Below are 13754 nucleotides of genomic sequence, written 5' to 3'. Positions count from 1 at the left end.
GTCTTACCGTCTAAAGGATTATTTTACGGAGGAACAATAATTCGTACACGCTTATCTTGATATTTTTGTACATTCTTAAGTTGAAAAAAATGTACATTCTTATCTTGACATTTACACTCCTGATGAGGCCTATATAAAAGGGCGGCACTATATGAATTGTGTGCCGCCACCGCCCCGAGTCCCGTTTCCCGAGTCCCGAACAATGCAAAGCTGCTGAAAATGGCTATTCATTCAAAGCTTTTATACTTTCAGCCCTTGATGGATGTTCGTGATTATCGATTCTCCGAATCGATTTTGCCCTTTCAGTCTGCTTCGCAGCCAGCTTCCCCGGGGGGAAGCCTTCCTGCTTACTGATTTCCTCATCTGTCCCAGGAATATTTCGTCAGTCAGCCTCATATGTCCTTGTGATGCAATGCTATATATCTGCGCGGCTTCATGAATTGTGCCGCGCCACCGCCCCGAGTCCCGTTTCCCGAGTCCCGGACGATTCAAAGTTTCGAAGACGGCTATTCATTCAAAGCTTTTATACTTTCAGCTCCTGATGGATGTTCGTGATTATCGATTCTCCGAATCGATTTTGCCCTTTCAGTCTGCTTCGCAGCCAGCTTCCCCGGGGGGAAGCCTTCCTGCTTACCGATTTCTTCATCATTCCCGAGGATGTTTCGTCAGTCAGCCTCATTTATGCCTTGTGATGCAATGCCATATATCTGCGCTGCTTCGTGAATTGTGCAGTACCATCAATCCTGATTCCCGATTTCCCGCACAAAAAGCCTCCCGGCCCGGATTGGGTCGAGAGGCTTTATTTCTACCAACTGACTGCTAACGGCTAAAGGCTGACTGCTAAAAGCTATTTCCCTTTCTTCAGTTCTTCCACTGCTTTCATGAGGAGTGCGATCTGTTCGTTCTGCTTTTCGAGCTGTTCTTTCTGCTGATCCATTTCTTCCTGCATTTGAGCGATTTTTGCTTTCTGGGCGGTGATTTCTTTAGCCATAGCGACGCGGGAATTGGTGACGTGGCTTCCCTGGCCCAGTTTTACGGAAATGCCGGCGTTCATCATATTTTCTCCTCCGCCAAAGCTTCCGCCTATGGAAATCATGGTGTCTTCATTGGGCCGGTAGAAGGCTCCGATGGCTGCGGCATTGGCATTTTTATAGTTGCCATAGCCGGCAGCGATGTCCCATTTGTCATCGGGGTCAAAGTCCATGGGATGAAGAGCTGCCAGAGCGGCAGATCCGGCTCCTACGCGATTGACGCGGTTTGAAAGTTTCGTAATGGCTCCGCTGGCAGCATTGGCCAGACCCTGAATCTGGCTGACATTGACGGCATCGGTGGGAGCCGATCCGGGAGCCACTCCATGAATCTGGTTTCCTCCCATGTCCACATGGTCTTTCGTGACAGAGGGGCCGCCTTTGATGGTAAGGCCTTTGTCATTGACGACGACATCAGAGCCGACTTTCACGCTTCCTCCGGTGATCACTGTATTTCCGCCAATTGTAAGGGATTTGGAAACCTCTGCCGTTTCTACGGAAATATCCTTTGCCAGGGATACTTTGTAGTTGGCACCCTTGCTGTCATCGCTGTCTTTTGTGACGGAAATATTCTTGTCCCCTGCTTCCACAGTGGTATGTTTGCCCGCTAATGTACAGACGTCTTCCAGTGCATTATAAACCGTATCTCCGTTGACAAGATTCGTATCTCCCGCTTTTACTTCGCCGGTGCCCAGCTTTTCTGCCCACGCTTCGGTGTCGATGTTCGATGCGTCCTTATTGGCTTTATTGGAAACATCGGCAGTCAGATTATCGGTTTTGGTCTGAAGATCGGAAATATTCGTGGTATTGGCAGAAATCTGATCCGCATTGGCTTTCACTTGTTTATCCAGGGCATTGAGGTTCTGTCCCGTGGTCTGGGCTGTCTTCACATAGGTACCATCAGTCGGACGGACTTCGGTGTAAATCGTTCCACCATTTACAAGGCCTGTATTATTTTGGACAATTGTACCGGTTCCAAGAGTGGTCTGCCATTTGCCGACATTGTCTCCCGTTACATTCGATGCATCTACATTGGCTTTTCCGTCAAGGGCTGTATTGGTGGTATTCGTGATTTCCGTCTTTGCCGCATCGATAGCATCATATACCGTTCCACCATTTACGATTCCGGCATTGTCTTTTGCAACTTGTCCATCCACAGTCACATTCACTGCATAGGTATCGATGTCACCTTCGGAGCCTTTTGTTACCGTCGTATGCTGGCCGTCGATCACTTTGATTGAGCCTTTTGCCAGATTCCTGATTACTGTCTGGCCTTCATTGGTAATATTGGAAAGGTTCTTCAGATTGGAAATATCGGTCTTGTTTGTTCCAATATCATCGGCATTGGTCTTGACCTGATTATCCAGGGCAGTCAGGTTTTCACCGGTTGTGCTGCTGGTATGAATATAGTTTCCATCCTGGCTCGGACGAACTTCAGTATAAACGGTTCCGCCCGTTACAAGACCGGTATTGCCGGAGGTTACTGTGCCATTTCCGAGGACGGTCTGCCATTTGCCTACATTTTCACCGGTTACGTTGGATGCATCCACATTGGCTTTTCCGTCAAGGACTGCATTGGTGGTATTCGTGATTTCCGTCTTTGCATTGTTAATAGCATTGTATACGGTATCGCCGGATACAATCTTTGTGTCCCCACTCTTGACTTCACCATTGGAGTTCACGTTTACGGTATAGGTATCGACTCCATCCACATCAGACTTCACAACTTCGGAATTATTTCCGCCCACTACATTTACAGCGCCTTTGGCCAGATTCCTGATCACGGTCTTACCATTGTCTGTGATATTTTCAAGATTGGTAAGTTTGGTGATATTTGTCTCGTTTGCACCAACTTTCTGATTCGTCGCATAAAGCTGGCTGCCATTTACTGCATCAGTGCTGTTTTCGCTCAGTTCGCCTGCTTTGACGTTGGTGATGGTGGTTCCGCCTTCACCACCAAGGGTTACTTTCGTCTTATCGACGGCTGTGCCATTCAGATCGTACTGTACGGCCCGGTCGGTCAGGGAATCCATGGCAGATTTGCTTGCCAGGCCTTTGATGGTAACGGTCTTTGCTGCTGCATCTGCATGCTTGCTGTCTTTGACTTCCAGTGCTACATTACCATTTTCATCGAGGGTGTAGCCATCTGCTTTAGCGGTCAGCTGGTAGTCCGTGAGATTTCCGGCTGCGCTGGAAATCTCTTCGTCTACGTATTTCTTGTTAGTTACATCATTTTCATTGGTTACGGTTGTAACGTTGTTAATGGAATTCCTGTTGATAACGATTCCACCTTCACCGCCAACTTTTACGGAATTGTTAACGGTTACATTATTACCGGTTATATTGGTGGATGTTACGGATGTGAGTCCGGTCAGGGTCTTTGCCAGTTTCACCTGGAGATCTCCATCGGTTCCTTTTACTACTCCGATATTTCCATCAGAGAGTTCTCCCGCTGCTCCGCCTTTGATAGTCAGCGTATCGCCCAGCTTTTTGTTCACTTTAGAATCCGCTGTATCACCTTCAAAGTACAGTCCTTTCTTTACTGTATCATTCAGGGTACCAATATCTTCGGTATTCTTAGTGATCTTGGTGGTATTTCCTTCAATGGCCGTCTTGTTGGAAGCAATATCTGCAATATTCTGATTGATCTTGCTGGCGTTTCCTTCAATGGCCGTCTTGTTAGAAGCAATATTGGCTGTATTGGTTTCAACTTTCTGGTTCGTCGCATAGAGCTGGCTGCCATTTACTGCATCAGTGCTGTTTTCGCTCAGTTCGCCTGCTTTGACGTTGGTGATGGTGGTTCCGCCTTCACCGGCCAGGGTTACTTTCGTCTTATCGACGACTGTGCCATTCAGATCGTACTGTACGGCCCGGTCGGTCAGGGAATCCAGGGCAGATTTGCTTGCCAGGCCTTTGATGGTAACGGTCTTTGCTGCTGCATCTGCATGCTTGCTGTCTTTGACTTCCAGTGCTACATTACCATTTTCATCGAGGGTGTAGCCGTCTGCTTTAGCAGTCAGCTGATAGTCCGTATCATTGGAAGTCACATTGGTAATCTTGCTGTCCACATAATTCTTGTTGACTGCAGAAGATCCATCAGAGGCATCAGTGAGATCGGTGAGACCGGAAATGGAGGTGATGCCGGAGAGGTTTTTGGCCAGCTTCACGCGAAGGCCGTCATTTTCAGTCACTACACCGATATTTCCATCGGTCAGATCCGTACCGCCGCCGGTGATGGAGAGGCGGTCGTTCAGGTTCTTTGTGAGTACATTCTGTTCTGCCCCGTTTCCATCGGCTGCCTTATAATCATCGCCGCTGTACTTCATGCCGTCATTCAGGGTGGCCAGTGTGTAGGTATCTGTGCCATTTCCATAGTAGCTGAAACGGTCAATTTCCCTGCCAGAAGCGTCGGCCTTTTTGTCTCCTCTTTCAAGGTACAGATGGTCTCGGAGCGATGCATTTCCCAAGGCCAGGTAGCCCGATTCCTGGGGATCAAGACCCAGAACGACCCTCGTACTTCCCAGAGTGCTTCCCGCAGCCGGAGCCGAATAGATACGCAGTCTGTTTCCTTCCAGATCCGAAGTATGACCGTCTCCGCTGACTACTTTCAGGGAGCCGTCATTTCCTTTACCCGTGGAGCCGAGGACTACGTTTTTATGGAGCCCGATAGAAATCCCGCTGTCCGAAGCGGCAGTGGAAATATTTCTGTCTCCCGTAATGGCCACGGAATCGCCCAGTTTCTTTACACCGGTAGTTCCCATATCTCCGGTAAAGGTGAGGCCGGAAGTTTCGACTTTATCAAGGGTTCCTTTCGCCTCTTCGCTGAGGTCTACGGTGTAGTTCCGCATATTTCCATCTTCATTGCTGCCATTGACGGTGATTTTCCCGCTGCTTCCCGCAGTCACTTTCGTACCGATGGCATTGACTTTGTATGTAAAGCGGCCATCGGTTTCGCTTTCTTCTACGGAAGCAATATTGGTGCCCTGAAGGACCTTCGTGCGGGAATTCCTGAGCTGATTCAGGTTTACTGCATCATTTTCGGTTTCCCCATTGGCCACGTTCATGATTTTCTGACTGTTCGCATTGATTCCGCTGCCCGTAATGTAGGTATGATTTCCCACCTGAAGGCCGGAACCGCTGATTTTCACGGAGGAATCGCCGTTCCCTGCGGTGACGCTGTTTACATTGAGATCATCTGCAGTGGCAATGGAAATCGTTTTTCCATTCTGGGTAAGGGAAATATTCTTCCCTGCATCCAGAGTGACCGTATCGCCGGGATGGATCATTTCTCCGCCGGGGGTGGAGGTTTTCAGTTTGAATCCGGTATTGTTGATGGCATCGGTCACGTTCTGCCCTGTCACATAGCCATCATTTCCAGAAAGGGACACTTTGCCATCGGTATTTCCCAAATTGGCTTTTGCCAGGGAAATATCATAGGTGGTGCCGTCGGAAAGGGAAGATGTGGAAGAAATATTGACGAATTTGTCATTGGAGGTGACTTTCGACCGGGAAGCTTTGAGCTGGGCTACATTGACAGCATCCGTATCGTTTGTACCGGCGGCAAGGCCTGTGAGCTGACGGGTGATATTTCCTTCCGTATTTCCTATGGAAACTGCGGCCCGGGTGGATTTCCAGGTGGAGGAATCGACCGTATTTCCCAAAGGATTATAGCCTGTGATACCGGAAGCCACATTGGTCTTTGATTCGGAGCCCAGAGCTACGGAGCCTGCTTTATCTGTAAGGGCTCCCGCACCAAGGGCAATGGAATTCACGCCATTGGCTTTGGTCGGATTTCTTGTGGTCTGGACGATATCATCCGAAGTGACTGCATTTCCTGATTCATCGGTCTGAGCGAGTTTCCCGCCGATGGCATAGGAGGAAGATCCTGATGCCTCAGAGCCGGAGCCGAGGGCCATGGAATACTGGCCGGATGCTTTTGCCTCAGATCCGATGGCATTTCCTTCCAGTCCGCTGGCATCCGCACCGGAACCGATACTGATGGCTCTGGTGGCCGCTCCATTCCCGCTTTTATCCGCCGAATAGCCTATGCGGATGGATTCGCTGCCCCAGGCATTGGTATTTGAACCGATGCCGATGGCATGATTTCCTCCTGCATAGGAAGAAGTGCCGATGGCAATGGAATCGCCGCCATTTCCGGAAATATTTCCTGCCACCGCATTTTTGCCGATGGCCACCGAACCATTCCGGAAAGCTGACGCTCCCACTCCGGCTGCCAGGGAATCCTCCCCTTTTGCCCCGTCATTTTTATAGTTGCTGCCTTCTGCCTGATTGGTGGAATTCACACTGTAATAATGGAAATCAGACCCGCCGGAAGAGCCGGCATTGATTTTCGTTTCCAGAGCTTTGAGCTGGGCCACATTGACTGCATCCGTATCGGCACTGCCGGCTGCTACATTGGTAATCTGGCGGCGGACATCTTCTTTCCCGTCCACTCCGCTCCGGCCTATGCTCAGAGCCCCGACTGTAGCTTTTGTGGCGTTGATGGAATCTGCATCCGCTCCGACCGGAACGTAGGGATGAATCGCTTCATTGGCATAGTCTGTACGATTGGCCACGGAATCAGCCCCCAGAGCAATGCCTTTTCCTGCCAAAGTATTGGCGCCGCTGCCGATAGCAACGCCGGAATCAATATTCGTTGCAGCCTGATAGCCGATGGCGATGGAACCGGTCCCGTTGGTGAGGGCCTTATTTCCTATGGAAATATCATTTTCCCCTTTGGCCAAAGCTTTTACGCCGGCGGCCAGGGCATTATTTCCTGTGGCTCCATCATTGGCGTAATTATTATTGCCCGCTTTGTCTGTATCATCCGTTGTTTTCACACTGTAATAATGGGTGGTGGCTTCTTTCAGCTGGGCTACATTGACGGCGTCCGTATCATTGGTACCGGCAGAAAGTCCGGAAATCTGTCTGGTCACTATATCCCCCAGGGTAGGTTTCACATTACCAATGGCAATCCCGCTGGCATTGGATTTCCAGGCTTCATCGGTTCTGGTCGTGTCGACGCTGCCGGTTATGACATTATAGCCATATTTCCCGCCCAGGTTATCTGCAATCGCGCCGCTTCCCAGAGCGACACCATTTTCATGTTTCGCCCAGGCCCCTTTTCCCAGAGCAATCGCATTTGAAATTGAACCGGAATAATTGTATTTACCGTCTTTGCCCTTCTTTCTGTTTTCTGCTACGTTACCGCCCATAGCTCCCAGGGAATTTGAACCGTATACCCGGGAGCCATTACCAAAGGCAACAGAATTATTTCCTCTCACATATGTTTTAAGCCCAAATGCAGTGGATTGCTCCCCATCCGCTTCCGTTCCATTGCCAAAAGCAGTGGAATTATTTCCCAGTGCTTTGGTGCTTTCCCCAAAAGCCAGTGCCTGAAGACCGGCCACACTGCCATCACCTCCTGCCTGAGTGCTTTTCCCGAAAGCAGTGCCATTCTCCGTATAGGTTTTCGTATCGGTACCCCAGGCAGAAGAATTTTTGCCTGCTGCTATATTTTCAGTACCCTGAATCGTTTCAGCAGCTGTATAGTTACTGCCTGCAATCATTGTCAGAAAAAGGACAAGACTGATTCCGGCAGCGATGCTCTTTCCCTTTTTGCCGCTGTTTTTTGTTATTTCGGAGACTGCCACGTACATATGACGGACGTCGCTCCATATGGTTTTATAGATGCGGTTCATACTACCCCTCCCATTGTAAAAAAAGAACCATCAGTTCCGATCTGCCGCCATACGGCGGCCTCCTCGAACTGGTGGTTCTGTCATCCATTGTCTCGGATCTTTCCATTTCGAGGCAACACTCCGTAAGATGAGTAAAATTTCTGAATCTATAAAATTGAATTTTTGGTTTAATTTCATTGTAGTCAGTGTAAAAAATGATGTCAATTATATAAATAAAGTTTTATTTCTATTATAAATTCTGCGAATTACACATTTTAATTATCTCCGTTTCGCATAAAAACAGGTTTGAAATAGAATACATATGAACTCTTCCGGGAGAAAACGGAGAGGCGAATCCGTTGGTTGAAGTGATCAGTGGCCGGTACATTTGGGCCCTCAAGACAGGGCCGAAGAGATTTCATTTTCGAACAATAAAAGCCCCATCTTCGATTCAAGATGGGGCTTCATGTATTGAGAACCGCGAACCCGGCAGTGACAACTTTCATAACGGTCAGGGATTCCGGAAGGATTCTCAACTCTATTTCCTGTTTTCAGGCAGCAAAAGCCACCCTCCTTTGAATGCATCGGCACATTCTCGGGGTCCCGGGATGCCCAGGCCATACGGATCAGCCGGCTGCATCACTTTTTACCCGGAAATGATGCAGGTCGGGAAATCGCAGGGGCACGGGCTGGTGGTTCGAGAAGAATGTCTGTATTTCGCCAGAGGGTGGCTTTCGTTTTTTCGTTTTTACTGTTTTGGAATGGGAAACGGTACCGTTGGAGCTCGGATATTCAGATGAAACCGCTTCCTCCCGCCTGCTTCAATTGATTGGCGCGCGCAGGTTTCCGGAGGAATCGATCTGGATCCGCAATCCTTACTCTGTATGTATAGTAGCAAAAAAGTCGATTTGTATCATTAGAATTTTATTAAACTTTTGAAATTCTCAGATCATCCGGCTGCTTCTTTGAAATTTACCGGAAATCCCGGACAGATTGCGCCGGGGTAATCAGCAGCGTCCCGTGTCCCCCTGCGGGTAAAAGAGCTGCATTTCGGACACGTCGGAGTGACTCGTCTCTCACATGTGTTACGTAATTACCGGATTTCATCTTCTACGTTACGTGCTTACCTTTCTCTTCATTTTCGACTTGCAGAATCGCACGCCCCTTCACCCTGTCGGGAGCTCCCGCTTATTTCCCACCGCCTGTCCTGACCACTATTTATTTCCACTGACTGATTTCTTACAAATCCTATATATAGCGTACATGTTTCAAAGTTATACTGAAGATAGTATAAAAAAGGAGTTGGATTTATGAGCAAAATATCGTATGATAAGGTTATAAAGAATAAGGAACTTCTGACCTATATCAGGCAGGGCAATGATGTGCTGGGTGCCCTGGGATATACGGATCATTCCATCGCCCACGTGTCGAAGGTAGCTGAGACCGCGGGGAGGATTCTGAAGAAACTGGGCTATGACGACCATTTGATTGAGCTGGCGAAGATTGCTGGTCTTATGCATGACATCGGAAACTGCGTAAACCGGACGGATCATTCACACTCCGGGGCGCTCATGGCCTTTTATCTTCTTCAGAAATGGAATGCGGATCCCGAGGATATCGCTATTATCATCACGGCTATCGGACAGCATGATGAGGCAACAGGGACAGCAGTTGACCCTGTTTCCGCAGCAGTCATTCTGGCAGACAAGTGTGATGTGCGAAGAAACCGGGTACGAAATCCTGTCATCAATACCTTTGACAAGCATGACAAGGTCAATTATGCTGCGGAGTCGTCAAAGCTTACCATCGATACGGAGAAGAAGACCATTATTCTGGATATCAAACTGGATGAATCCATCTGCACCATTATGGATTATTTTGAAATATTCCTGCAGCGCATGATCATGTGTAAACGGGCAGGCGAAGTGCTGGGTCTCCAGTTCAAGGCAAAGGCAAATGGGCACAAGATTTGCTGATTTCCTTAAAAAATTTCATAGAGGATGGTGGATGGAATGGTAAAAACCTATGTCATCGACACAAACGTACTGATTCAGGCACCGGATGCCCTCTTCTGCTTCGATGAGCATGAAAGGCTCCTGCCCCTGGTGGTGCTGGAGGAACTGGACGGCCTGAAAAAGGCAGACGGCGAACGAGGCGCCAATGCGCGGAAAGTCATCCGGACGCTGGAAAATCTCCGTCTCTCCGGGGATATCCTCTCCGGCGTGCCTCTGCCGGGAGGCGGGACCCTCCGCATCGAGACGAATTGTGTCCATGAACCTCTTCCTGAAAGTCTTCCGGAGGACAAGGCGGATAACCGGATTCTCAAAGTCTGCGTCCATGCACAGAAGGAAGGAAAGGATGTCATCCTCGTCACAAAGGATCTGGTGCTCCGGCTGAAGTCGGAAATGCTGGGCATCCCGGCAGAAGATTTCTCCAATGAACAGGTTTCCAGTGATTCGAGAAATTACCTGGGCCGCACCACCTGCTATATTCGCTCCGATGTATCCTCCGCTTTCCAGACCCAGGGCGTGTCTCTGGATCATGTATATATCACGGACGAGGAAGGAACTGTCCTCCCGCCGGACCTCACGGAAAATGAATTTGTCACTTTAAGAAATGACCTGAATCCCCAGGCCACCCAGCTGGGGCGGGTGGAAAAAGGACGCATCGTCCCCCTCACTTTTGCGGCCGCTTCTCCTTATGGAGTGAAACCGCACAATGTGGGCCAGGTTTTCATCCAGGAAGCCCTCATGATGAGTGCCCAGAGAGCTCCTCTGGTCATCGTAAAAGGGCCTGCCGGAACGGCAAAGACTTTCTATTCCCTCGCCGTGGGACTGGAAAAAGTGGTCAACAATATGCGGGGCGAATACAGAAAAATGCTCATCTGCCGGCCGAACGTGCAGTTTGATAAAGATATCGGCTTCCTGCCGGGCACGGAAGAAGAAAAGATTTCTCCCCTCATGCGGCCCATTATGGATAATCTGGAACAGCTCATGGACAGCGGGGAGGATAATTACCGGGATGAAATAATGCTGCAGGATACGATTCAGGAAATATTTGAACAGCATTACATCGAAATGGAAGCCATGAACTATCTCCGCGGCAGGTCTCTGGTAAATACATACCTCATCATCGATGAAGCCCAGAATATGACGCCGAACCAGGTACAGGGCATCATCACCCGCGCCGGACGGGGCACGAAAATCATCCTTCTCGGGGACCCCAAACAAATCGATAACGCCTTCCTCGATGAAAGGACAAACGGTCTCTCCTATGCGGCAGAAAAAATGAAGGGCTCTCCCCTCTGCTGGCAGATCACCCTCCTCAACTCCGAATGCGAACGGTCCGCTCTGGCACTGGATGCGATAGAACGGTTCTAACTTACGATGGGATTTTCAAATCATTATGAAAAACTGCAGGTAAAAAGTGATCAGTTATCAGTTCTCAGTGAAGGCGGCGCCCCTTGCGGGGCGCTATTTTTTTATAGGGGAAATATGGGACAGCAGTATTTGAAAGGGAAAACTGAGTCTTTCAACAGCTTTTGTGTCGGGGATATCGGGAATCCCGGGGCTATCGGGAAACCCGGGGTGGTGGCGCCCTTTGGGCGCAGAATATATAGGCCTTCGGCATAAATATTCCCGATTTTTAAATAGAGAGAACCTGCCCCCGCCCGGTCTGCATCTTCTTATTCGATGATTTTCCTGTTTGAAATTTATAAAATCAATTTTATAAATTCTGCTATATTTATTATTTTATAAAATTCATTTAACAAATTTTCTTATTATGGTATACTATACCTGAAAAGGATGGTGAGAACTATGATTGAACGCAGACAGTATATGGAAACTTTGAAGCGATTGAAGGACAAGAATGTGATCAAAGTGATCACGGGGATTCGCCGCTGCGGGAAGTCTACGCTGCTCCTCCTTTTTGAGGAGTATCTCCGGGAGACGGGGACTTCGCCGGACCGGATCATTGCGGTGAATCTGGAGTCCGGGGATTTCCGACATCTCCTCACCGCGGATGCCCTCTATGAATACATCGAAAGCCGGATGGGAAAGGACCAGCCTTACTATGTATTTCTTGATGAAATCCAAAACGTCCCTGATTTCCAGCGAGTGGTGGACTGGCTCTATGCAAAGCCGAATGTGGATCTGTACATCACCGGATCCAATGCTTTCCTCCTTTCCGGCGAGCTGGCCACTCTGATTTCCGGCAGGTACATCGAGGTTCGGATGCTTCCCCTGTCCTTTGCTGAATATTGCTCCGCCTTTCCTGAAGAGCACAATACGCCGAAGCTTTATGCCCGCTATCTCCTGAACAGTTCCTTCCCTGGTGCTCTGGAATTCACGGATTCCAAAGATATCCGGGCTTATCTGGAAGGCATTTACAATACGATTCTTGTCAAGGACGTGGCTCTCCGTAAAAAGGTATCCGATATTTCCCAGCTTCAGAGTCTCATCGAGTTCATGTATGACAATATAGGAAATATCGCTTCCTCCACAAAAATCGCCAATACCCTGACTTCCATGGGCCGAAAAATTTCCGTCCCCACCGTGGAATCCTATATTTCCGCCCTCACAAGCAGTTTCATTCTTTACCGGGCCGAACGCTATGACGTAAAAGGCAAAGAACGGCTGAAGAACAGTGCGAAATACTATGCCGCCGACATGGGTCTCCGGTATTTCCTCCTGGGTTCAAAACAGAGTGACAGCGGTCATATCCTGGAAAATATCGTCTATCTGGAACTATTGCGCCGGGGCTATGAAGTCTATGTGGGCCGGGTAGGTCAGTCAGAAGTCGATTTCATCGTCCTCCGTGATGGCCTCACGACGTACATCCAGGTCTCCCAGTCCATTCTGGATACCCATACGCGAGACCGTGAACTGGCGCCGCTCCTTGCCATCCATGACCATAATCCCAAAATCATCCTTTCCATGGATTACCTTCCCATGGCATCCTACAACGGCATCTGGCAGGTCAATGTATACGACTGGCTGCTGGGAGAAAAATGATTTGTAAAATTCATTTTATAAAATCTTGGAAATAAGGAAATTCGTAAAATCCATTTAACAAATTTCCACGATAAAAAGACTGTGAATCTTTTTCATGATTCCACAGTCTTTTAAATTTGTATGACATACTAACGACTATGACTACATCCGCAGTTCTTCCTTCAGCGCTTTCTGGAGGACCTTTGAAAAATTAATATGCTTCGCTTTGGCAGCTTCGTCCAGCCATACGGGAATGGTCAGGGTCTTTTTCACCGATTTCTCAAAGTGATCCCGGGCATAGGATTTCACATCTACCGTGACCATATTCACAAATCCTTTATCATCATCGTCACAGTCAATCTCCTGCAGTACTTTCTTCGGATCGATAGAGCTCATGACGGAAGCTTTCGGAAAGGACTCATGATTTTCCAGAGAGGTGTAGAGATAACCCGCCAGACAGTCTACCGCCATGGCAAAAGCATCTTCCAGATTATCCCCCTGGGTGGCCGTATAGTCCAGATCAGGGAAAATCACGGTATAGGAGCCATCTTTATTTTCATAGAAACATGCGGGGTAAGCAGATAACATGTTCATCCCTCCTTCTTCAGCAATCCAGCCTGTCTTAAAATCGATTTTTCTGTTCTGATGTCCAAGTCCTTTGTATGAAATGGAATGGTTACCCGACCTCTTTTGGTTGGATGAACATAATGCCGATGTGAGCCACGTTGTGCTATGAGAACCCACCCATCAGATATTATAATTTTTTCCATTTGCTTTGGAGTCTTAGGCATCACTACACCTTCTTTCATCCTTAGTATATTCATTTTATACGTATAATGTCAATACGTGTAAAGCAAAAGACTGTGAATCATATTTCCATCATTTCACAGTCTTTTGAATTTGTATGACATACTAACTGCTGTTATGAAGTGACCGTTGTCAAGAGGTAATTTGCGACTTTTCAACGATTCACCCTTGGAGCCATGCATCGGTTCCTCCTTAATGACATCTGGGAAAGACCCTGGTCTACGGACTTACGGCATTTGGCCATT

The 13754-nt window shown here is 48.4% G+C and carries 6 protein-coding genes; 3 read left to right on the top strand and 3 right to left on the bottom strand.

What is annotated here, in order from left to right; genetic code table 11:
* Window positions 1-847: 847 nt before the first annotated feature.
* Window positions 848-7729: an ESPR-type extended signal peptide-containing protein gene (locus tag VZT47_RS06925; protein WP_330224239.1), complete on the bottom strand. Its 6882-nt coding sequence runs from the start codon at window positions 7727-7729 to the stop codon at window positions 848-850.
* Window positions 7730-9018: 1289 nt separating this feature from the next.
* On the opposite strand from VZT47_RS06925, the gene VZT47_RS06920 reads away from it, so the two are divergent.
* The 3 genes from VZT47_RS06920 (at window position 9019) to VZT47_RS06910 (ending at window position 12723) form a co-directional block, all read left to right on the top strand.
* Window positions 9019-9684, top strand: coding sequence for an HD domain-containing protein (locus tag VZT47_RS06920; RefSeq protein ID WP_330224238.1), 666 nt, complete (start codon window positions 9019-9021; stop codon window positions 9682-9684).
* 36 nt (window positions 9685-9720) lie between these two features.
* Window positions 9721-11088, top strand: a complete 1368-nt coding sequence (locus tag VZT47_RS06915; protein WP_330224237.1) for a PhoH family protein — start codon at window positions 9721-9723, stop codon at window positions 11086-11088.
* 438 nt (window positions 11089-11526) lie between these two features.
* Window positions 11527-12723, top strand: a complete 1197-nt coding sequence (locus tag VZT47_RS06910; protein WP_330224236.1) for an ATP-binding protein — start codon at window positions 11527-11529, stop codon at window positions 12721-12723.
* Window positions 12724-12864: 141 nt separating this feature from the next.
* On the opposite strand, the gene VZT47_RS06905 is transcribed toward VZT47_RS06910, so the two are convergent.
* Window positions 12865-13290 carry a type II toxin-antitoxin system HicB family antitoxin gene (locus VZT47_RS06905; protein ID WP_330224235.1) on the bottom strand — a complete coding sequence of 142 codons (426 nt, stop codon included), beginning with the start codon at window positions 13288-13290 and terminating at the stop codon, window positions 12865-12867.
* A gap of 2 nt (window positions 13291-13292) precedes the next feature.
* The gene (locus VZT47_RS06900) at window positions 13293-13472 is read right to left on the bottom strand and encodes a type II toxin-antitoxin system HicA family toxin (protein WP_330224240.1); all 180 of its coding nucleotides are present in this window, start codon (window positions 13470-13472) and stop codon (window positions 13293-13295) included.
* Between the last annotated feature and the right edge of the window lie 282 nt (window positions 13473-13754).

Origin of the sequence: Dialister sp., assembly GCF_036343215.1 — a bacterium.
Taxonomy (GTDB): Bacteria; Bacillota; Negativicutes; order Veillonellales; family Dialisteraceae; genus Dialister.
Note: the sequence above shows the minus strand (reverse complement) of the source record. Positions and strands in the feature narration are given on the sequence as shown.